Origin of the sequence: Pseudomonas sp. NBRC 100443, assembly GCF_030268185.1 — a bacterium.
Classification (GTDB): Bacteria; Pseudomonadota; Gammaproteobacteria; order Pseudomonadales; family Pseudomonadaceae; genus Pseudomonas; species Pseudomonas citronellolis.
In genome coordinates, this window is sequence record NZ_BSQE01000042.1 from 1 (window position 1) to 21,390 (window position 21,390).

Sequence of the window (21,390 nt, forward strand, 5' to 3'; positions counted from 1 at the left end):
GCCAGACCGTCGAGCATCCATTTGGCACGCTCAAGCACTGGATGGGCTCGACGCACTTCCTGACCAAAACGCTACCCCGAGTGAGCACCGAGATGAGCCTGCATGTGCTCGCCTACAACCTCAAACGACTGATGAGCATCTTGGGCATCCGCGAAGCGGTGGCGGCCTTGCAGTCCTGAGAAGGACTTTTTCCACGTTCCTTGTCGTCTCCCGAGGCGATCGGAGACCTCAGATGACCCACTACCGCAAGCAGAACGCTATTTCGGCCCAAACCCCATCTCAGCCTTTGCCATGGACCAGGAGCGATGCAGAACCCCGAGTTTTGCTCTTTTCACACAGCCTGGACCCGCAGCGGACGTTCAGGCCTGGCAGCAGAGCCCTTCAAAGCGAAGCATCGCCTGCCGTGCATCGTCGAGAACTTCATCGAAGATGGCTTCCACCGGCTGTACGGCATCGGCAAATACCACTGACGGGCCATAGTCGAGCATGCCAAGGCTGCTGTCGCCGGTCAGGTATGCCTGGGTGGTCAGCGCCCCCATGACGTGTGGGCGGTAGCGTTCGAAGTCGCTGGTCCCCGTCGCATCCAGGGCTGCAACTGCTTTTGCGCTTTCGTTGTTCAGCACCCTGTGATGCTGCCGCAGCCCGGTCTTTACAACGACGCTATCGGTACCATCGCTTTTAACCAGCAGATCCTTGTATCGGCGGTGGATCCACAGTTCCTCGGAGACCAGCATCCTCGAACCCATCAGGACGGCGTCCGCCCCCATCATGAGTGTGGCAGCCAACTGGCGGCCGGTTCCCATTCCTCCGCCAATCACCAACGGGATGGATATCTCCTTTGAGGCATGGGGCGCCTGGACCATGCTGCTGATGCCATAAGTCCCCGGATGGCCTCCACAGTCATTGCCGACGACGATCACTGCATCCACGCCAAGCCGTTCAGCCGATCGCGCGTAACGGACCGCGGGAACCTTGTGCAGCACCTTGATACCCGCATCCCGCAGGGCTGGAAGAATACCTTCGGGACTTGCGCCAGAAGTCTCGACGCAGAGGACATCCTCTTCCGCAAGAATCTTCACTTGCTCCTGCAGACGCCCAGCCGCCTTGGCTTGCCCTGAAAGGTAGAGGTTCACGCCGAACCGTTTTCCGAAAGTCAGCTGGCGGCACTTCCGCAGCTGCTCACGAAATTCTTCCGGATCAGGGAAGCCGGCGGCAACGATGAATCCCATTCCGCCGGCGTTGACTACAGCCGCGACATAGGTCGCGTCGGAGAGACCGGGCCCCATGCCTCCGCAAAGGATGGGATGGCGAATGCCGAGCATTTCAGTGATACGGGTCTTGAACAATGGGCTTCGCATGGGAGCACTCCAGTTCATTCACGACACGGGGCGGGCAAGCCGAGCCGGGCAAAGGAAATCGACCCCACAGGGTGGTGCCGCGCAGAGCCGGAAGGTTGCGAACTTATAGCTGAACAATTGTTCAGTAGTAAAGTGCCCTGCGACGCCAATCGACCCAAAAAGGATGCGCAAGACACTCCTCGCACATCCTCCATGGCCTGGACCCAGCCCGTCAGGTACCCGTCTTGATCCTGGTCCACATGCGGGTACGCACGCGCTCGAGCCGCAGGGGCAGGGTTTCCAGCGGGTACAGGGTGCTCATGACTTCCTTGGATGGGTACAGCGCCGGGTTGTCGCGCAGCTGGGCGTCGATCAGGGCGGTGGCGTCCTTGTTGCCGTTGGGGTAGCCCACGTAGTTGGAGTTCCTGGCGGTGATCTCCGGGCGCAGGATGTAGTCCATGAAGGCGTAGCCCTGTTGCGGGTGAGGCGCGTCCTTCAGCAGCACCATGTTGTTCACCCACACCGGCGCGCCCTGGCGGGGGATGCTGTAGGCGATCCTGATGCCGTTGTGGGCGCGCTCGGCGGTCTGCTTGGCGCCGTAGACCGAACCGCCCCAGCCGACCACGGCGCAGATGTTGCCGTTGGCCAGGTCGGAGGGGAATTTCGAGGAGTCGAAGTAGCGGACATAGGGGCGGATGTCGCGCAGCAGCGCCTCGGCCTTCTTGTAGTCGTCGGGGTTCTTGCTGTTGGGCGGCAGCCCCAGGTAGTGCAGGGCGATGGGGATGATCTCCACTGGCGCGTCGAGCATGGCCACGCCGCAGGCGCTCAGCTTGCTGATGTTTTCCTTCTTGAAGATCAGGTCCCAGGAGTCCACCGGGGCATCGGGCCCCAGCCGTTGCGCGACCTTGTCCAGGTTGTAGCCGATGCCGGTGGTGCCCCACATGTAGGGCACCGCGTAGCGGTTGCCCGGATCGTTCACCTGCAGCTTGCGCAGCACTTCGGCGTTCAGGTGCGGCCAGTTGCCCAATTGCGAGCGGTCCAGCTCCTGCAGCACGCCAGCCTTGGCGAAGTTGGGGATCAGATCGTCCGGGATGATGACCACGTCGTAGCCGCTGCGGCCGGCCATCAGCTTGCTTTCCATCACCTCGGCATCGTCGAAGACGTCCTGGACCAGCGTGGTGCCGGTGGCGGCCTGGAACTCCTTGGCGGTTTCCGGGGCGAGGAAGTCGGACCAGTTGTACAGGTGCACGGTCGGCGGCTCGGCGTGGGCGTTGCCCAGTGCGAGCAGGGAGGCCAGGCCGAACGAGAAAAGACGCAGGTGTTTCATGGGGGCTCCTGGCCGGCCTGTCCCAGGGGAGACGGCCGGCGGTGTGTTTTTGTTGGCAGGTAGCGAAAGGTGCTGGTGAGGTCAGGGAATCAGCAGTTCATGACGCCCATCGGCGTGCTCGATGCGTTCCCCGGGCAGGCGGAAACGCTTTTCCGCCTGGTAGTCGTAGAGTTCGCGGGCGCTGGCGACCTGGCTGAAGTCCAGCTCGACGAAGTGCCGGCACTCGCGGTTGCCGGCCTCGAACAGGGTATGGCCGAAGGGGTCGACCACCGCGCTGCAGCCGGCGAAGGTGATGGCGTCCTCGCCTTCGCCCACGCGGTTCACCACCACGGCGAACACCTGGTTCTCCTGGGCGCGGGCGGCGATCGAGGTGCGGTGCACGTGGCCGAAGGGCTCCATGTTGCCGTCGCTGACCAGGATCAGCTCGGCGCCCAGCTCGGCCAGGGCGCGGGCGCTTTCGGGGAACTCGCTGTCGTAGCAGATCAGCAGGCCGATGCGCACGCCGCGCCATTGCAGCGTGGCGAAGCGGTCGCCAGGCAGCACCAGGCCCGGCTCGGAGACCCACAGGTGGGTCTTGCGGTAGCTCAGCAGCAGGCCCTCGGGGGCGACGAATACCGTGGTGTTGTAGAACTTGCCGCCGTCGTTCTCGATCAACCCGACGACCACCGCCACGCCGCGCTCCCGTGCGGCACGCTGTACCGCCTGCAGGCTCGGGCCATCCAGCGGTTCGGCGTTGCCGGCGATGTTCTGCGCGTTGAGGAAGCCGGTGATCTGCGCCTCGGGGAACACCACGATGTCCGTGTCCGGCGAGCAGCCGGCGATGGCCTGTAGGATGCGGTGGAGGTTGTACGAGGTGTCGCCGTCGCGGGCGGCTTGTTGCACGAGTTCAAGCTTCATTGTTCGGACCTTGTTGATGAACCGGGGCCACAGTGGGAAAGTCGGGGACTTTTCCGAGGGGCCGCTGCAAGTATGCGAGCCGCCACCGAATTTCCTATTCCGCCGATTGATTAACCCCGGGGGTACCCGCATGAACCTGACGCTCCTGGACGTGGGCTGGCACCGGGCCTTCGGGCAACTGGCCGAACGCCTCGACCAGCCCGATTTCTGGCGCGCCATGGCCCAGGTGCTGGGCGACCACATGGCGCTGGGCAGCTGGGTGGCGCTGCTGTTCAGCGACGACCGCCCGCGGATATTCGCCGAAAGCCCCTACGAGGGCGGCGGTCCCGACCCGCTGTTCCACGACTACGTGCAGGGCCTGTACCTGCTCGACCCCTTCTACGTCGCCAACCGCGAGAAGCCGGCAAGCGGCCTGTTCCGCCTCTGCGAGGTGGCCCCGGAATGCTTCCGCGACACGGAATACTACCGGCTGTACTTCACCCACAACGTGGTCGAGGACGAGGTGCAGTACAACGTTGCCCTCGATGGGGAGCGCAGCCTGTGCCTGTCGCTGGGCAGCCGCTCGCGCTTCGAACCGCAGCAGGTCGCGCTGCTCGAGCTGATACGCCCCTGGGTCTGCGCGCTGATGCGCCAGCGCCTGTTCTTCGAGGCCGGCGTCAACGAGCCGCCCTCACGGCCAAGCGAACGCTGGCAGGGCAACCTGGAGCAGATGATGGCGCGCCTGGGCACGCCCCTGACCGCCCGGGAACTGGACGTCATCCGCCTCGTCCTCAGCGGCTGCTCCAACAAGGAGGCGGCGGCGAAGCTCGACATTTCCGCCGAGACCGTGAAGGTCCACCGGCGGCACGTCTACGCCAAGCTCAAGATCAAGTCGCAGTCGGACCTCTTCAAGATCTTCCATAACGCGCAGAGCACTCGCTAGCCCGGGCCGATAGCGGAGGGGCACAACGGCGGCTATCGGCTGTACTTGCCTGGGCCGCCAGGCGTTCGAGAGGCGATGGATAGATTGCGAGGCAATTCCATTCTTCCGTAGTGGACGCCATGAGCACCGGTCGACGACGCCGAACCTCGATAACCGGTTCGACAAGGGCTGCCACCAAACCGTCGGCACTTCCGCCAACGGCAACCTCCACGGTGAACCGCGGAGGCCGGTGCTGGCCGTGCATGGCAAGTTCCGAGGAGGGCAGTTGCCTGGGTGGGAGCCGGTGTCAAGGCTCGTTTCCGAGCCTCAGCGGACATTCCTTCGAAGCTTCGATTTCTTCATGGCGGATCGCTGGGTCGTAAAAAGCGGAAGTCGACCGTCATGCCCAGCGCGAGCTTAGAGCTGTGCCTCCAGCGCCGCACGGTGTCGCGGGTGGGCGATTTCCAGCATGCATGCCACTCTTTCCCGAATAGTCTTGCCACGTAAGTCGGCGACGCCGAATTCGGTGACGATCAACCCGGCGTCACTGCGCGGGATGGTGGCGGGGCCGTTGAGTCGGGCGACGATGCGGCTGCCGCTGCCTGCGGTGGAGGGCAGGGCGATGATGGGCAGGCCGCCTTTGGCGCGAGCAGCGCCGCGCAGGAAGTCCAAGGCACCGCCCACGGCGCCGACGTAGCTGCCGGCGGCGACTTCCGAGTTGATCTGGCCGGTGAGGTCGACCTCCACGGCGGAGTTGATCGCCACGAAGCGGTCCAGGCTGGCGAGCACGTCCGCGTCGTGGGTATAGGCGGTAGAGCGCAACTGGATGGCCGGGTTGTCGTGGGCGTAGTCGTGGATCACCCGGCTGCCCAATAGCACCCCGCCTACGCTGGCATGCCGGTCGCGGCTCTTGCAGGCGTTGGTGATCACGCCGGCCTGCATCAGTTGCGCGACGCTGTCACCCAGGCTGCCCGAATGCACACCCAGGTCGCGATGGGCGCGCAGGGCGCCGAGCACCGCGTCGGGGATGGCGCCGATGCCGATCTGCAAGGTGGCGCCGTCGTCGATCAGCTCGGCTATGTGCGCGGCGATACGGGTGTCCGCTTCGCGGATGCGTGCCGGGGGATTTTCCAGTGGAGGCCGGTCGGTGTGCAGGATGGCGTCGAGGTCTGCCTCGCCCAGCGTGCGTTCGCCGAAGGTGCGTGGTGCCTGCTGGTTCACTTCTGCGATGACCACCCGCGCATGGTCCAATGCAGGCAGCAGGTATTCGTGGGCGATGCCCAGGCTGTAGCGGCCATTGGCGTCGGCGGGTGCCAGTTGCAGCATCAGCACGTCGATGCGCAGGGCTCCGCTGGCGATCAGCCCGGGCAGTTGCGAATAGTGGCTGGGCAGGATGTCGAGCGCCCCGGCGTTGCCCAGTTCGCGGTTGGCGCCGGCGCCGCAGTAGGCGAGGAAATCGACCACGTCGGCATGTTCGGGGCCACAGGTCCGGCTGCTGGCGATGCCGAGCATGACGCGGAAGCGGCCGATGCGCGCGCGTTGCTCCATCAGGGCCTGGGTCAGTGGCAGGGGTTCGGCGTTGGCCTGGCCCCAGAGTACGGTATCGCCGGGGCGGATCAGTTCACTGAGGTCGAGCGCGTCCGCTTGCAGCAGCATTGGCATGGCGTGGCCGCATCCTGAAAGTCGTGGGAAGACGGCGGCGGCCCGGAAGAGCCGCCGCCAGAGTCAGGCGATGGAGGAGGGGTGCCTGGCCAGCGGGGTGACCTGTATCGTCATGAAGGGGAACAGCGGAAGGCTGGAGAGCAGAGCGTGCAGCTCGTCGTTGCTCTCTACGTCGAACACGCTGATGTTCGAGTACTGGCCGACGACGCGCCACAGATGCGGCCATTTCCCCGAACGCTGGATTTCGGTGGCGCGGGCCTTCTCGGCGGCCTTGATCGCCTCGACTTCCTCGGCCGGGATATCGCGGGGAATGTTCACGTCCATTCTTACGCAGTACAGCATGGTGATTCCTCGGGTGTCAGAGTTTGCTCTGGGACAGTTGGGCGCCGCTGGAGGGCTCGCTTTCGCCGTCGTTCATGACCTTGGCGTCGACATCCTGCAGGCGTACGCCACGGGTTTCGGGCAGCAGCAGCACGGCGGTCACGGACAGTGCGTAGGCCACCAGGCAGAACGTGCCGATGGACTGCGCCAGGCCGATCTTCTCGGAGAGCACGCCGACGCCGGCGATGGACAGCGCGCCCAGGGATTTGCCCAGGTTGTAGGAGAAGCCCATGCAGGTGGTGCGCACATGGGTGGGGAAGAGTTCGCTCAGGAACGGGCCGAGCACCGCGAAGATGCCGGTGGCGAAAGCGCCCACGGGGAAGGCCATGGCCATCAGCAGTTCCGTACTCATCGGCACCAGCATGTAGACCACGGTGAAGATCCAAGCGCCGACGCTGAACAGCAGCAGGGCGGGGCGACGGCCGTAGCGGTCGGCGATCCAGGCGGTGACCATGAAGCCGGCGAAAGCGCCCGCGCACATGATCAGCATGGTGAAGATCACCGGGCCAGGCTTGAGCCCGCGCTCGGAGACCATCAGCGTCGGCAGCCAGGCCATGATGGTGTAGGCGGCGGCCTGCAGGCCGGTGACCAGTACGGCGGCCAGCAGAGTCAGGCGGATCACGGCGGGGCGGAAGGCGGAGAGCATCGAGGCCTTCTCTTCTACCTTGGCGGTGGCCTGCCGGTAGATCTCCGGATCTTTCACGTGGAGGCGGATGAACAGCACGAAGCCAGCCGGAATCACGCCGACCCAGAAGGCCACGCGCCAGGCCAGATCCTGCGGCAGCCAGGCGAGCAGGCCAGTCATGATCACCGCGGCGGCGGCCCAGCCCAGGGCGAAGCCGCTCTGCACGAAGCCCAGTGCCTTGCCACGGTGTTCCGGGCGGATGACCTCGGCCATCAGCGCCGCGCCGACCGCCCACTCACCACCGAAACCCAGGCCCTGCAGGGTGCGGATCACCAGCATCTGCTCATAGCTCTGGGTGAAGCCGGCGATGAAGCCGAACAGGGTGAACCAGCAGATGGTGAAGATCAGGATGCGCACACGGCCATAGCGGTCGCTGAGGATGCCGGCGATCCAGCCGCCTAGGGAGGCCGAGAGCAGCGCGGCGGTGCCGACGATGCCGGCCTCGCCCTTGGAGATCTGCCAGACCGCCATCAGCGCCGGCAGCAGGAAGCTGAACATCTGCGCGTCGTAGGTATCCAGCGCCCAGCCGGAGAAGCAGGCCCAGAAGGTCTTGCGCTCCTGCCGGGAGCCGGTTTTGTACCAGTCGAACATGGTGATTACCGTCCTTATTGTTATTGGGTGTCGGTTCGCGGCGCGTGGCCGCGGTTGCAGCGTTTGGGTGGCGCTCGTCGTGCGAGCTGACCGCCAGGCGGGCGGGGCTCGGTTCGTGAAGCGAGCATGCGGCAGATTGCTTCGCGCGCCCATTTGCCTTTGCGAAAGCCTGCCTTTGGGTCGGGTTAAGCGGTCAGTCGGTCCTCGGAGAAATCAGCAGGTCCTGGGCCATGCTGGCGATCAGGCGGCCGTCGCGGCGGTAGATGTGCGCCAGCGCCAGGCCGCGTCCGGCCAGGCTGCGGGTGGCCTGGCTGACGAACAGCAGCCAGTCGTCGCAGGCCGGTTCGGGGGTGTGGAACCACAGCGTGTGGTTGAGGTTGGCGACGTAGTGCCGTTGCCACAGCTCCCTTGCACCCGCAGGGGGTGTCAGGGCGCCGTTGAACCAGCAGTCGGAGAGATACGCAAGCGCCGCATGGTGCAGGCAACCTTCGGCCGTCAGCGGTTGCAGCAGGCGTACCCAGTAGGCGATTTCGTTCTGCGACGGTGTGCGGCCGAAGTACACCGCGGGGTTCACCGGGCGGATATCCAGCAGTGGTTGCCCGGTGAAACGCACCTGCGCCGCCTCGCCCTGGCCGGGGTAGCGCTCGGCCAGTTCGCGCAGGTCCGGCAGGCTTTCCGGGGGCGGGACCTCGCGCTCTAGGCGTGGCGTCGCATCGATGCATTCGCCGGGGTGCTGGAAGGTCGCGTGGGCGCTGAGCACCAGCGCGGTGCCCTGCACGCCGTAGATGTGCCGGCTGGAGAAGCGCCGGCCATCCTGCAGCGCCTCCACCTTGTATTCCAGCGCGTCCTCGGGGCGCGCGCCCTGCAGGAAAGTGGCCTGCAGGGTACTGGGCACGCGGTGCGGCACGGTCTGCGCGGCGGCCCAGAGGGCCTGGCCGAGCAGTTGTCCGGCGTACACGCGGCCGTTGACGTTGCTGTCGTTGACGGTGGCACGGAAGGTGTCCTGCGGGCCGTCTTCCAGGCTCAGCAGCTGTGTCAGATCGCCCTGATCCCAGGCTCTTGCACGGTCGAAGGTGCTCACGGCGGCGTCCTCAGGTGGAGCTGCCCAGCGCCCGCTCGGCGCTCGGGCTCAAGGCCCGCGCAGGGCGGCTGCGCAGCGTGGAGAAGTCCAGCGGGATCGGCGTGACGGCCTGCAGCGCCTCGGCCGTGGTCTCGCCCGCCAGCTCGATGACCTGCACGCCCTCGGCGGTGATCTCCAGTGTGGCGAGGTCGGTGTACACGCGGCTGACGCAGCCGATGCCGGTGAGCGGGTAGGTGCAGTGTTCGATGAGCTTGCACGCTCCGTCCTTCGCCAAGTGCTCCATCATCACGAAGATACGCTTGGCGCCGATGGCCAGATCCATGGCGCCCCCGACGGCAGGGATGGCGTCCGGCGAGCCGGTGTGCCAGTTGGCCAGGTCACCGTTGGCCGCAACCTGGAAGGCGCCGAGCACGCAGATGTCCAGGTGGCCACCGCGCATCATGCCGAAGGAGTCGGCATGGTGGAAAAACGCCGCGCCCGGCGACAGGCAGATGGGCTCCTTGCCGGCGTTGATCATGTCCCAGTCTTCCTCGCCGGGCTTGGCACCGGTCCAGCGGCCGAGCACGCCGTTCTCGCTGTGCAGGAAGATGTCCTTGTCCGCCGGCAGGTGGTTGGCCACCAGGGTCGGCAGGCCGATGCCCAGGTTGACGTAGGCGCCTTCGGGGATGTCGCGGGCCACGCGGGCGGCCATGGCGTTGCGGGTCTGTTTGTCCATGCTCAACCTGCCTTGCTGCGGTCGACTTCACTGGGGGCGACGGCGCGGGTGCGCTGCACGATGTGTTTGACGAAGATGCCGGGGGTGACGACCTGTTCCGGGTCGATCTCGCCCAGGGCGCAGACGCGGCCTACCGAGGCGATGGTGTGGCGCGCGGCCATGGCCATCACCGGGCTGAAATTGCGCGCGGTCTTGCGGTACACCAGGTTGCCCCAGCGGTCGCCGGCCTCGGCGTTGATCAGCGCGTAGTCGACGTGGATCGGCGTTTCGAACACGTAGTGGCGGCCGTCGATCAGGCGGGTTTCCTTGCCTTCGGCGAGCAGGGTGCCGTAGCCGGTGGGAGTGAAGAACCCGCCGATGCCGCAGCCGGCGGCGCGCAGGCGCTCGGCGAGGTTGCCCTGGGGGACGATCTCCAGCTCGATCCTGCCGGCACGGTACAGTTCCTCGAACACGTGGGAGCCGACCATGCGCGGGTAGGAACAGAGAATCCGGCGCACGCGGCCGGCCTTGAGCAGGGCGGCCAGGCCGGTGTCGCCCTGGCCGGCGTTGTTGCTCACCAGGGTGAGGTCGCGCGCGCCCTGGGCGATCAGCGCATCGATCAGGTCCTCGGGCATCCCGGCGCCGCCGAAGCCGCCCACGGCGATGATCGCGCCGTCGGGAATCTCGGCCAGCGCCTGGGCGGCACTGGGGCAAAGCTTGTCGATCATGACTGCGGGTCCTTTTTCGTTTTCATCGCAGGCGGATGCGGCCTTTTCCGGCCTTCATCGCGCCTGGAAACCAGCTTGCCAGCGCGCCCTGGGGGTCACAATTTCAGTCTGCGGAAGGGGTGTTTAACCGCGGATTAACAAGCTGCTGGCCTGCTGATGAGGCGGGCCAGCAGGGTGAGGCAGGTCAGACGGCGGCTACACCGACGGTCATGCCACCGCACACGTAGAGCACCTGGCCGGTGACGAAGCTGGCGCGCGCATCGAGGAAGAACGAGGCCGCCTGGGCGATGTCGTCCGGCACGCCCAGGCGCTTGACCGGCACGCTATCGATGATCGCCCGGGTGCGCGGGCTATCCGGCGGATTGGCGCGCTCGAACAGCTCGGTACGGATGGGGCCGGGGCCGATGGCATTGGCGGTGATGCCATGCCGGCCCAGCTCCAGCGCCCAGACGCGGGTCATGCCCAGCAAACCGGCCTTGGTGGCCGCGTAGGCGCTGCGCAGCTCCTTGCCCAGCGCGGCGCGCGAGGACATGTTGAGGATGCGCCCGAAACCGGCGGCCTTCATGCCCGGCAGCAGCGCCTGCATGCACTGCAGCGAACAGCGGACGTTCAGCGCCCAGACCCGCTCCAGTTCTTCGAGGCTTTGCTCGTCTGCGGGGTTGGGGCAGACCATGCCGACGTTGTTCACCAGGCGGGTGATCGGGCCATCGGCCAGGGCCTGTTCCAGGGCGGTGGCAGTGGCGGCGGGGTCGGTGAGGTCGGCGATCAGGCCGTCGCCGATGCGGTCGATGATCACCGGCTCGAAGCCATCCTCGCGGCAGCGTTGGACGATGGCGGCGCCGATGCCGGAGGCGCCTCCGGTGATGAGTACGCGTTCTCTGGGCACGGTGGAACTCCGTCAGACTGTGGCGATGGGGTTGAGCGGCGCGCCCACGGCGCCGGGCAGGCGCAGCGGCGGGGCGGTGAGCAGGAAGCGGTTGCGGCCGTTGGCGCGCAGCCAGTTGGCCAACGGCGTGAGGTGCCAGAGCTCGCCCAGGTGCACGCCGAGCTTGAACAGGCAGTGGTGGTGCAGCGGCATCACCGAGCAGCAGTCGCCCGCATGGCCGGCGGGGAAGATCTCCACCGAGTAGTTGTCGGCGGCGATGGCCACCAGGTTGCTGTCGGTGATCCAGTTCAACAGGCGCGAATCGTGGCCGTCGAGCACGGCGGCCAGCCGTTCCAGCACCGCCGGGTCGGGGTTGCGGTTCATCCCCAGCAGGGCGTCGGCGTAACCGGTGTGCAGGCAGACGATGTCGCCGGCCTCGACTTCCACCTTGTCGGCGTCCATCACCCGCATCAGCTCGTCGTAGCCGATGTGCGTGCGCTCGAGGCCGAAGTGGTGGTGCAGGTCGATCAGCACGCCGCGGCCCTGCACGCAGGTTTCGGCCATGCGCTCGATGCCCAGGGCGTGGGCGCAGGAGGTGCTGTGGGGCTTGATCGGCCCGGCGATGCCGCAGTCTTCGAGGTCGCTGGGGCCTTCGATGTCGCCGCCGGCGCTGAAGCCGTTGTAGTACAGCGGCTCGGGCACGCCGTCGTCATCGGCGTCGAACAGCGCGCCGACGTGGGAGAGGGCGTCCCACTGGGTGGAGTACTGCAGGTGGAGGATCGCCAGGTCGTCGCTGAGCACGTCGGGGCGGCCTTGCTGGATCAGCTGGTACTGGTAGTTCATGTTGACCCCGCCCTTGCGCAGCAGCGGGCGCAGGATCGGCGGCAGGCGGTTGACATTCATCGCGTTGCCGCCGGGGTAGTCCAGCGGCAGGCTGAGGCAGAAGGCCAGGCCCTCGCGTACTTCGGCGATGCCCTGCAGCACCTTCTGCGGCGTCAGCAGGTTCAGCCGCCCCCTCTGGTCGTCGGGGCCGAAGTCGCCCCAGTTGGAGCCCTCGGGGCGTTTCTTCCAGCGTTGTTCGGCCATGGGTGGTCCTTGTCATTGTTGGTCGCGGAGCGCCCTGGAACGTGGCGCGTCCTTGTGCAACAAGGCTCCCAGACTCGTTTGGGGCGGACAATTGGCCTCTTCGAAAGGGAGGCTTAACCTGGGGTTAAGCCGCGCGGTAGCAGTCGATCAGGCTGTCGGCGAAGTCGCGGGCGAAGGCCGAGAGGCCGTCGAAGTCCTGGGCGCAGAGCTGGAAGGTGCGCACCGCCCAGGGGTCGAGCAGCTTGCACGAGCCGATTTTCTGCTTGCCCTTGAGCCGCTCGAAGCCGGCCTGGGGCACGATGGCGATGCCGGCGCCGGCCTCGACCATGCGGAAGATGGCGTCGGAGCTTGCGACCTGCACGCGGAGGGTCAGCGGGATGTGCAGCGCCGCCGCCGCGCGGCTGAGGAAGACGTGGATGGCGCTGCCTTCGAGCAGGGAGACGAAGGCGTACTGCAGGGCTTGCTTGAAATACACCTCGCCGCCTTCGAGGATCGGGTGGCCTTCGGGGGCGATGACCATCAGCCGGCTACTCACCAGCGGCACGCTCTGCAGGCCGTCGGTGACCACGCTGCCGGAGACGATGCCCAGGTCCGCGCTGCCGTCGCGGATGCAGCGCACGATGTCGTCGCTCAGGCGCTCGCGCATGTCGATGTGCACGTCGGGGTGGCTCTTGAGGTATTCGCCCACCACCGGCGGCAGGTATTCGGTAATGGCCGTGGTGTTGGCCAGCAGGCGCAACTGGCCCTTGAGGCCTTCGGCGTACTGCTGCAGGTCGCCGGTGAGCATCTCCAGCTGGGAGAGGATGATGCGCGCGTGCTGCAGGTAGGTCTTGCCCGCGTTGGTCAGGGTCACGCCCTGGGGCGAGCGCTCCAGCAGGCGCATGCCGAGGTTGTCCTCGAGGTTCTTGATGCGGTTGCTGGTGGCCGGCACGGAGAGGAAGGAGCGCTCCGCGCCGCGGGTGAGGCTGCTGGTTTCCGCGATGTTGATGAACAGCCGGAAATCCGTGATATCGAAATGCATCGCCATGGTCAGGTACTTCTTGCCAAGTGGTATGCCACGGTACTGGCTGGTGAATGGCCTGCATAGACGGTGTTCGTCGCCTCAACGCCGCCATGCGCCGCCCGCGCCGCACAGGGCGCGGCGCGGGCGGCGGGCTCACCAGTGGGCCGCCTCGAAACGGAAGCCCTCGCCCTGGCGGCGGATGAAGCCGCAATGGGGCTCGCCGAAGTGCACCGGCAGGATCAGCGCGCCGGAGTCGGCGGCCTCGTTGAGGAAGGCCAGGCGCGTCTGCCGGGCGGTGTCTTCCCAGATGCAGTAGCCGGAGTTGATGTCCGGGCGGACGATCTGCACCGGGCTGTGCAGGATGTCGCCGCAGAAGATGCCTTCCTCGTTGCCGGAGCGTACCTTGAAGATCACCTGGCCGGGGCTGTGGCCGGGCGCTGCCTGCACCTGCAGGCAGTCGGCGATTTCCTCGCCGGGCAGCATCATCCGCGCAAGGCCGGCATCGACGATGGGCATCACGCTGTCGAAGAAGGATTCGCCGAACACGTCGATGACGCCGCCTTCCCGGTTCTTGCCCTGGTGGCAGAAGTCGAAGTCGTCCTTGGGGAAGTGGTAGGTGGCGTTGGGGAAGGTCGGTTCCCAGCGCCCGTCCTTCCAGGTGGTGTTCCAGCCCACATGGTCGGCGTGCAGGTGAGTGATGACGACGTGGGTGACTTTCTCCGGCGGCGCGCCGGCGGCGATCATCCACTCGCGCACCAGGCCGTTGAGCATGTTCATCCGCGCGATGCCCGGGCGCGGCTTGAAGTTGCCGACGCCGGTGTCGATCACCACGATCTCGCTGCCCACGTGCACGATCCAGAACTGGATGGTGACGATCAGCTTGTTCATGTGCGGAATCCAGTGGTTCGGCGCCATCAGCTCGCGGTGTTCTTCCAGCACCTGGCCGTCCATCTGCGGGAAGAGGAAGGCCGGATCGTGGGTGGGGCCTGCGTATTCGAGTAGGCGGGTGACCTTGATGTCACCGATCATGCGCGACTGCATCATGGGGCATGGTTCCTCATTGTCGTTGTTCAGCTATCACGGTGTGCCTCAGGCGGCATGGCCACTGGCGCCGATGCGGTGCCGGGGGTGTTCGATGAAGGTCCGGTAGATCGCCGAGCCGGACAACCCGGCGCATACATAGCCGCGCACCAGCGCGGCGACCAGGCGCGGGCTCTGCAGCGGCATGAAATGCCCGGAGGCTACCTGCAAAGGCTCGATCTGTGCAGCGAATCGGGCCAGGCGGTCGATTTCCGCCGGGGGCCGCAGGGCGTCGTATTCGCCGGCCACCAGCAGGGTGCGTTGCGGAAGGCGCGGCAGGTCGCTTTCCAGCTCCAGGCCGGCAAGCATGGCGAAGGTCGCGGCGAAGCCCTGGGGATCGGCGGCGCGCCAGCGCAGGCGGAAGGCGTCGAAGCGCCCGGCATCGGTGCGCAGCGGGGCCGGCCAGGTCTTTTCCAGCAGCGCCGGCACCAGTTCGCCCAGGCCTTCTTCACCCAGCGCGGCAGCGCGCTGGCGGGTGGCATCGCGGGCCGAAGCGGCGACCCCGCAGGCCGGCGCCAGGCCGATCAGTTGCTGGCTGCGCCGGGGATGCCGGGCGGCGAAACGGATGGCGATGGCTGCGCCGACAGCGACGCCCATCAGCGCGACCGGGGTATCGATCCGCAGCGCGTCGAGCAGGGCTGCCAGGTCGGCCACGTGATCGTCGATGGCCAGCTCGCCGGGAAATTTTTCCGACAGCCCGGCGCAGCGGGTGTCGTAGCGCAGCAGCGTGAGTTCGCCGGCCAGGGTGGCGCAGAGGTCGTCCCAGCTTTCCAGGCTGCCGCCCATCTCGTGGATGAGTACCAGCACCGGCGTGTCGGGGCGTTCGGCCGGCAGCAACTGGTAGCGCAGGGCGGCCTGGTTGACTTCGATCCAGTTCATGGCGGCCCTCACAACCGCTCGAACAGCGCGGCCATGCCCTGGCCGCCGCCGATGCACAGGGTTTCCAGTCCGTAGCGTGCGCCGCGGCGCTGCATCTCGTGGAGCAGGGTGGTCATGATGCGCACGCCGGTGGCACCGATCGGGTGGCCCAGGGAGATGCCCGAACCGTTGACGTTGACCCGCTCGTCATGCTCCAGGCCCCAGGCCTTGAGCACGGCCAGCGCCTGGGCGGCGAAGGCCTCGTTGACCTCGATCAGGTCCATCTCGGCCAGCGTGCGCCGGGTGCGTTGCAGCAGCTTCTCCACCGCCGGTACCGGGCCGATGCCCATGCGCGCGGGGTCGCAGCCGGCCGCCGCCCAGTCCACCAGGCGCGCCAGCGGCTTGAGGTTGTGGCGTCGGGCGTAGTCCGGTGAGACCACCAGGCAGGCCGCGGCGGCGTCGTTCTGCTGGCTGGAGTTGCCCGCCGTGCACACGCCGTCGGGCCGCAGCACGCGCAGGCCGGCCATGCTTTCCAGGCTGGCGTCCTCGCGGATGCCTTCGTCCATCGACACGCTGGTTAGGCTGCCGCGCCTTCCGGGTACGTCGACCGCCACGACTTCCTCGGCGAAGCGTCCGTCACGCCACGCGGCGGCGGCATTGCGGTGGCTGCGCACGGCGAAACGGTCGGCTTCCTCGCGGCTGATGCCGTAGTCGCGGGCCAGGTTCTCGGCCGTCTCGGGCATGCCGGAGATGTAGCCGAAGCGCTCGTGCGGCTGCGAGCGCTCGCGGCCGCGCTCCAGGCGGTCGTGGAATTTCACGCTGCCGGCGCGGGCGCCCCAGCGCATGTCGGTGCTGTAGTACTCGATGTTGCTCATGCTCTCCACGCCCACCACCAGTACCGCCTGGGCGTGGCCGGTCTGCACGTGCATCGCCGCGTCGGCCAGCGCCTGCAGGCCGGAGCCGCAGCGGCGGTCGAGGGTATAGCCGGGCACTTCCAGCGGCAGGCCGGCGGCCAGCGCGGCGTAGCGGCCCATGCAGGGCGCCTCGCTGGAGGCATAGGACTGCGAGACGATCACCTCGTCCAGTGTCGCCGGGGGAATGTCCAGGCGCTGCAGCAGGGCCTGGATGATGCCGGCGGCGAGCTGGTCGGCGGTCAGCGGGGCGAGGGCGCCGCCGAACTTGCCGATGGGGGTTCGCAGGGGAGAAACGATCAGCGCGTCGTGCATGGGGTCGGCCTTGTTCTTGGGGGAATGGGCTTGCCAGGGGAATGCTGGCCAGCATGGGCAAGGTGACGCAGGTGGGGCAATTTCGCATCGCAAAAGCCTGCCTTCCGCATTGCTTAAGTCGCCGCGCCCGCCTGGGCTGCGAGGCGCTCTTCGTTTTCGTGAAACGGCTCCTTAAGAAAAACCCAATACCTGTCCGTGCCTTCGCGTTTGCATCCTTCTGCGCACCCCGGCGTTCCCCTTCCGGGTCATTCGAAAACAACAACAACCAACACGGATACCTCCATGCAGAATCCTTCTCTGGCCCGGCTCTGCGGCCTGCTCGCGCTGCCGCCGGCCCTGGCGCTCCCGGCGCTGGCCCATGCCGACTTCATCAAGGACAGCAGCGTCAACCTCGGCCTGCGCAACATCTACTTCAACCGCGACTTCCGCCAGGACAACGCGCCGCAATCCAAGCGCGAGGAGTGGGCCCAGGGCTTCATGTTCAGCGCCAAGTCGGGCTACACCGAAGGCACCGTCGGCGTGGGGCTGGAGCTGTACAGCGCGCTGGGCCTGAAGCTCGATTCCTCCGACGCCCGCGCCGGCACCGGCCTGTTGCCCAACCGCTTCGGCGATTCCGGCCCTGGCAGCTACAGCGACCTCTCGGGCGTGGCGAAGGTGAAGATCGCCAGGACCGAGCTGAAGGTCGGCGGCTTCACCCCCAAGACGCCGGTGCTGCTCTCCAGCGATGCGCGCCTGCTGCCGCCGATCTACAACGGCGCCACGCTGACCTCCAGCGACATCGACAACCTGACCCTGGACCTGGGCCGTTTCGACAAGGTCAACTTCCGCAACTCCAGTGGCAACCACGACGAGATCATCGCCGGCAACTACAACGTCAGTGGTGATCACTTCGACTACTTCGGCGCTACCTACGCCTTTTCGCCGACGGTCAACCTCGCCTACTGGCGTGCCGAACTGCAGGATGTCTACGAGCAGAACTACCTGGGCTTCCAGGGCAGCCGCAAGGTGGGTGACTGGGTACTGAGCGCCAACCTGGGCTACTTCGATTCCTCGGAGAACGGCGCTGCCCGTGGTGGCGACATCGACAACGGCCTGACCACCGCTATGCTCTCGGCCAACTACGGCGCGCAGACCTTCCGTGTCGGCTACCAGGACAACAGCGGCGATAGCCCCTTCCCGTACCTGCAGGATGCCGACACCTACGGTGCCAACGTGGTGCAGATCCTCGACTTCACCCGCGCGCAGGAAACCTCCTGGCAGGTGCGCCATGACCTGGACTTCAGCGCCTTCGGCATCCCCGGCCTGACCATGATCAACCGCTACATCCGTGGCGACGGCTATGAGATCGGCGGCAAGGCCGGCAAGGAATGGGAGCGCAACCTGGATATCACCTACGTGGTGCAGAGCGGCCCGCTGAAGAATTTCGGCGTGCGCTGGCGCAATGCGACGGTGCGCTCCGATGGCGCCGGCGAGCTGGACGAGAATCGCCTGATCCTCTCTTACACGCTGTCGCTGAAATGAGTTGCGGGGCCGCCTTCCACAAGAAGGCGGCTGCCCGATCCACCGGGCTTGCCCGGTGCGCCCGGACGGCGAGCCAACTCTTGCCGATGCCGGAATCCCTACCCTGAGGTAAACGCACGCCCGGTCTCCACGATGGACCGGGTGTTCGTCTTTGCGCTGCCTGGATATCTGCTCGCAAGCGCATCTGCGGGGTGGCGGCGGTGCAAAAAAAGCCGGCCACGAGGGCCGGCGCAAGCGAGGTCGGTACTGTCAGTCGTGCAGTGCGAGCAGGCGCCGGGCGCGTTCGATCACCGGTGCATCGACCATCTGCCCGTCCAGTTGGAAAGCACCATTGCCTTGGGCCGCGCCGACGATCTTTTGCGCCCAATCCAACTGTTCACGGGTTGGCGCCAGCGCCTGGTGCACGCCGATGACCTGGCGCGGGTGGATGCACAGCATGCCGGCGAAACCGGCATCTCGGGCATCGCGGGCGAAGCGGGCGAGGCCCTCGGGGTTGGCGATCTCGGGAAACACGGTGTCCAGTGGCGCGGCGAGGCCGGCCAGGCGGGTGTGCAGCAACAGCTCGTAGCGCACCTGGTCGAGCAGGCGCGTTGCGACCGGGGTACCCGCGCTGATGCCCAGGTCCAGGCACAGGTCGAGGCCGCCGAAGGTCAGGCGCTGCACGCCGGCAACCCGTGCCATTTCCGGCAACGCCCGCAGGCCCAGGGCGCTCTCGACGATGGGCAGTACCGGTTTGCCGACCGTGGCGGCATTGACCACCTGCTCGACGCTTTCCGACTTGGGAAGCAGCAGGCCGACCACGCCACGATGACGGCACAGGTCGAGGTCCGCATCGTGTTCCCGGTGCCCGGCCATGTTCACCCGTACCCAGACGCCGGCGTCGGGGTGGGCGTCGAGGAAGGCGCGCAGATGTTCGCGCGCCTGGGCCTTGGCGGACGCCTGCACGGCATCCTCCAGGTCGACGATCACGGCATCGGCGCCGCTGGCCAGGGCCTTGGCGAAGCGCTCCGGGCGATCTCCCGGCACGAACAGCGCGCTGCGCAGCTTGTCCAGTTGCATGTGGCCTCCGTCAGAACGAGCGCGGCAGTTCGAGCAGGTGCTCGGCCACGTAGGAGAGGATCAGGTTGGTGGAGATCGGCGCCACCTGGTACAGCCGCGTCTCGCGGAACTTGCGCTCGACGTCGTATTCGTTGGCGAAGCCGAAGCCGCCATGGGTCTGCAGGCAGGCGTTGGCCGCCTCCCAGCTGGCCTTGGCCGCCAGGTACTTGGCCATGTTCGCCGCGGCCCCGGCGTTGCGCCCGGCGTCGTATTCCGCGCAGGCCTTCCAGCGCATCAGGTCGGCCGCTTCCACCTCGATGTGCGCCTCGGCGATGGGGAACTGCACGCCCTGGTTCTGCCCGATGGGGCGGCCGAACACCACGCGGTCGCGGGCATATTGGCTGGCTTTGTCGATGAACCAGCGGCCGTCGCCGATGCATTCGGCGGCGATCAGCGTGCGCTCGGCGTTGAGGCCGTCGAGGATGTAGCGGAAACCCTTGCCCTCCTCGCCGATCAGGCTGCTGGCGGGGATTTCCAGGTTGTCGAAGAACAGCTCGTTGGTCTCGTGGTTGACCATGTTGGCGATGGGCTGCACGGTCAGGCCGTTGCCGATGGCCTCGCGCAGGTCGACCAGGAAGATCGACATGCCCTCGGCCTTCTTCTTCACCTCGGCCAACGGCGTGGTGCGGGCCAGCAGGATCATCAGGTCGGAGTGCTGCACCCGCGAGATCCACACCTTCTGGCCATTGATGACGTATTTGTCGCCCTTGCGCACGGCGGTGGTCTTGATCTTGGTGGTGTCGGTGCCGGTGGTCGGCTCGGTGACGCCCATGGACTGCAGGCGCAGTTCGCCGCTGGCGAGTTTGGGCAGGTAGTAGCGCTTCTGCTCCTCGCTGCCGTTACGCAGCAGGGTGAACATGTTGTACATCTGCCCGTGGATGGTCCCGGAGTTGCCGCCGCAGCGGTTGACCTCCTCGAGGATCACCGAGGCCTCGGCCAGGCCCAGGCCGGAGCCGCCGTATTCCTCGGGGATCATCGCCGACAGCCAGCCGGCCTCGGTCATGGCCTTGACGAAGGCTTCGGGGAAGCCTTTCGCTTCATCGACCTTGCGCCAGTACTCGGCGGGGAACTCCGCACAGAGGGCGCGCACGCCTTCGCGGATGGCATTGAGTTCTTCGTTGTCGTGGTGGTTCATCGCTCTTCCTTTGGGCTGCGTCAGCGGGATGGACGCGGGGCAGGGTCAGTCGAACAGGACTTCGGCGCGCTGGCACACGCCGGTGGAATTGGCGGCCCACAGTTCGGCTACGCCGGGTTCGGTGTGGCGTCCACCCACCTGGAACGGCTCGGGTGCGATTAACGGGCGCACGCCTCGGAAGCTGAAGCGGCGCAGGCGTGCCAGCGGGTTGGCGCGGGCGAAGGCAGCGAGGCTCAGGGTTGCAGTCAGTGGGCCGTGCACCACCAGGCCGGGGTAGCCCTCGGCGCCGGTGACGTAGGGCCAGTCGTAGTGGATGCGGTGGGCGTTGAAGGTCACCGCGGAGTAGCGGAAGAGCAGGGTGGGGTCAGGCGCGATGCGCTCTTCCCAACCCATCTGGGGCGAGGGCTCGCCTGCGCCGAGCTTGGGCGGCGAGGGCTCGCGGTAGACGATGTCCTGCTCCTCGCGCAGGCACAGTTGACGGTCCTGCCAATACTCGTGGGCGAGGGTAACGAACAGCAGCGAACCGGTGCGCCCGGCCTTCTCCTCGATGCGCTCGATACGCGTCTTGCGCCAGGCTTCGGCGCCGATCCGCAAGGGTTCGAGGAAATCCAGCCGGCCGCCTGCCCACATGCGATTGCGCCCGTGGGCCGGTGGCATGAAAGTACCCAGCACCGGGTGGCCGTCCGGGCCCAGACGGTTGCCCGCCACCTGATCGTTGAAGAAGCACCAGTGCCAGAGCCATGGCAGCTCTTCGCCGTGGGCCGGCGCCGATGCATTGAAGGTAGCCGCGATGCGTTGCACGAGGTTGCGGCTAAGTTGGTCGTGAACTTCCTGGGTACGCCCCAGCCATTCCGAGGGATCGAAGTCGGTCATGCCTTGTATCCGCGTTGAGTGAGATGCCTGGCATGATGCTGGCGAGCGCGGAGGTGGAGGAATTCGATTTTGCCGAAGTCCGGTTGAAGCCCAGGCTAATACGTGGCCCGTTATTGTCGGTCCTTTTCTCTCTATAACGCTGCAGATCGCTGTTAATGAGGGAGTGCCCGCTCCTGGCCGATTGCAGCCCTTGATGAGAGGCCACTACCGACCCAGGCTGTGTGAAAACGTCGCCCTCGCCTAGAGTTGCTGGAGCATCGTCAGCGGGGGCGGCGTATGAAGCGATTCATCGAGGAAGCGAGCCGGACACAGGTCAGCTTGCTGCCGGAATGCCTGGATGACTTCGTTGCCGAAGACAATC

General features: G+C 66.6%; 21 protein-coding genes. 3 read left to right on the forward strand and 18 right to left on the reverse strand.

What is annotated here, in order from left to right; all coding sequences use genetic code 11:
* Positions 1-179 (forward strand): transposase (locus tag QSJ95_RS31845; RefSeq protein WP_285646893.1); only part of this gene is annotated, 179 nt, incomplete at its 5' end.
* A 180-nt stretch (positions 180-359) separates the two neighbouring features.
* Here the strand turns inward: QSJ95_RS31845 and QSJ95_RS31850 are convergent.
* The 3 genes from QSJ95_RS31850 to QSJ95_RS31860 form a co-directional block, all read right to left on the reverse strand.
* A complete protein-coding gene (locus QSJ95_RS31850) occupies positions 360-1,358 on the reverse strand; it encodes an NAD(P)H-dependent flavin oxidoreductase (protein ID WP_058487236.1) in 999 nt (332 codons plus the stop codon).
* A gap of 211 nt (positions 1,359-1,569) precedes the next feature.
* The gene (locus tag QSJ95_RS31855) at positions 1,570-2,664 is read right to left on the reverse strand and encodes a polyamine ABC transporter substrate-binding protein (protein ID WP_058487235.1); all 1,095 of its coding nucleotides are present in this window, start codon (positions 2,662-2,664) and stop codon (positions 1,570-1,572) included.
* Between the two features lie 81 nt (positions 2,665-2,745).
* Positions 2,746-3,561: a carbon-nitrogen hydrolase family protein gene (locus tag QSJ95_RS31860; RefSeq protein WP_023101124.1), complete on the reverse strand. Its 816-nt coding sequence runs from the start codon at positions 3,559-3,561 to the stop codon at positions 2,746-2,748.
* 130 nt (positions 3,562-3,691) lie between these two features.
* Here QSJ95_RS31860 and QSJ95_RS31865 point away from each other — a divergent pair, with 130 nt between their 5' ends.
* Entirely contained in the window at positions 3,692-4,483 is a 792-nt protein-coding gene (locus tag QSJ95_RS31865; RefSeq protein ID WP_023436190.1) for a helix-turn-helix transcriptional regulator, read from the forward strand.
* A gap of 396 nt (positions 4,484-4,879) precedes the next feature.
* Here the strand turns inward: QSJ95_RS31865 and QSJ95_RS31870 are convergent, their stop codons facing one another.
* The 12 genes from QSJ95_RS31870 to QSJ95_RS31925 form a co-directional block, all read right to left on the reverse strand.
* Complete coding sequence (locus QSJ95_RS31870; RefSeq protein ID WP_023101126.1) at positions 4,880-6,124, reverse strand: acetyl-CoA hydrolase/transferase family protein; 1,245 nt, start codon at positions 6,122-6,124, stop codon at positions 4,880-4,882.
* A gap of 63 nt (positions 6,125-6,187) precedes the next feature.
* Positions 6,188-6,466, reverse strand: coding sequence for a muconolactone Delta-isomerase (gene catC / locus QSJ95_RS31875; protein ID WP_023101127.1), 279 nt, complete (start codon positions 6,464-6,466; stop codon positions 6,188-6,190).
* Positions 6,467-6,482: 16 nt separating this feature from the next.
* A complete protein-coding gene (locus QSJ95_RS31880; protein ID WP_043273567.1) occupies positions 6,483-7,781 on the reverse strand; it encodes an MFS transporter in 1,299 nt (432 codons plus the stop codon).
* Between the two features lie 193 nt (positions 7,782-7,974).
* Positions 7,975-8,862, reverse strand: a complete 888-nt coding sequence (locus tag QSJ95_RS31885) for an acyl-CoA thioesterase (RefSeq protein ID WP_023101129.1) — start codon at positions 8,860-8,862, stop codon at positions 7,975-7,977.
* A 10-nt stretch (positions 8,863-8,872) separates the two neighbouring features.
* Positions 8,873-9,577 (reverse strand): 3-oxoacid CoA-transferase subunit B, encoded by a 705-nt coding sequence (locus tag QSJ95_RS31890; protein ID WP_023101130.1) that lies wholly within the window; start codon positions 9,575-9,577, stop codon positions 8,873-8,875.
* 2 nt (positions 9,578-9,579) lie between these two features.
* Positions 9,580-10,284, reverse strand: coding sequence for a 3-oxoacid CoA-transferase subunit A (locus QSJ95_RS31895; protein WP_064987623.1), 705 nt, complete (start codon positions 10,282-10,284; stop codon positions 9,580-9,582).
* A 184-nt stretch (positions 10,285-10,468) separates the two neighbouring features.
* On the reverse strand, positions 10,469-11,170 hold the full coding sequence (locus QSJ95_RS31900) for an SDR family oxidoreductase (protein ID WP_058487244.1): 702 nt from the start codon (positions 11,168-11,170) through the stop codon (positions 10,469-10,471).
* A 12-nt stretch (positions 11,171-11,182) separates the two neighbouring features.
* Positions 11,183-12,235, reverse strand: coding sequence for a cyclase family protein (locus QSJ95_RS31905; protein WP_058487243.1), 1,053 nt, complete (start codon positions 12,233-12,235; stop codon positions 11,183-11,185).
* Positions 12,236-12,359: 124 nt separating this feature from the next.
* Complete coding sequence (locus QSJ95_RS31910; protein WP_058487242.1) at positions 12,360-13,262, reverse strand: LysR family transcriptional regulator; 903 nt, start codon at positions 13,260-13,262, stop codon at positions 12,360-12,362.
* Positions 13,263-13,391: 129 nt separating this feature from the next.
* The gene (locus QSJ95_RS31915; protein WP_058487241.1) at positions 13,392-14,282 is read right to left on the reverse strand and encodes an MBL fold metallo-hydrolase; all 891 of its coding nucleotides are present in this window, start codon (positions 14,280-14,282) and stop codon (positions 13,392-13,394) included.
* A gap of 45 nt (positions 14,283-14,327) precedes the next feature.
* Positions 14,328-15,197, reverse strand: coding sequence for an alpha/beta fold hydrolase (locus QSJ95_RS31920; protein ID WP_058487240.1), 870 nt, complete (start codon positions 15,195-15,197; stop codon positions 14,328-14,330).
* Positions 15,198-15,205: 8 nt separating this feature from the next.
* Positions 15,206-16,402, reverse strand: a complete 1,197-nt coding sequence (locus QSJ95_RS31925; RefSeq protein ID WP_058487239.1) for an acetyl-CoA C-acetyltransferase — start codon at positions 16,400-16,402, stop codon at positions 15,206-15,208.
* A gap of 282 nt (positions 16,403-16,684) precedes the next feature.
* Between QSJ95_RS31925 and QSJ95_RS31930 the strand changes: the two genes are divergently transcribed.
* The gene (locus QSJ95_RS31930; protein WP_058487238.1) at positions 16,685-17,923 is read left to right on the forward strand and encodes an OprD family porin; all 1,239 of its coding nucleotides are present in this window, start codon (positions 16,685-16,687) and stop codon (positions 17,921-17,923) included.
* 249 nt (positions 17,924-18,172) lie between these two features.
* Here the strand turns inward: QSJ95_RS31930 and QSJ95_RS31935 are convergent, their stop codons facing one another.
* Genes QSJ95_RS31935 through QSJ95_RS31945 form a run of 3 tightly spaced genes read right to left on the reverse strand, consistent with a single transcriptional unit; the run spans position 18,173 to position 21,029 of the window.
* Positions 18,173-18,982, reverse strand: coding sequence for an HpcH/HpaI aldolase/citrate lyase family protein (locus tag QSJ95_RS31935; protein WP_023101140.1), 810 nt, complete (start codon positions 18,980-18,982; stop codon positions 18,173-18,175).
* 10 nt (positions 18,983-18,992) lie between these two features.
* A complete protein-coding gene (locus QSJ95_RS31940) occupies positions 18,993-20,156 on the reverse strand; it encodes an acyl-CoA dehydrogenase family protein (protein ID WP_023101141.1) in 1,164 nt (387 codons plus the stop codon).
* A gap of 45 nt (positions 20,157-20,201) precedes the next feature.
* Positions 20,202-21,029 (reverse strand): HTD2 family dehydratase, encoded by an 828-nt coding sequence (locus tag QSJ95_RS31945; RefSeq protein WP_034075623.1) that lies wholly within the window; start codon positions 21,027-21,029, stop codon positions 20,202-20,204.
* Positions 21,030-21,390: the final 361 nt, after the last annotated feature.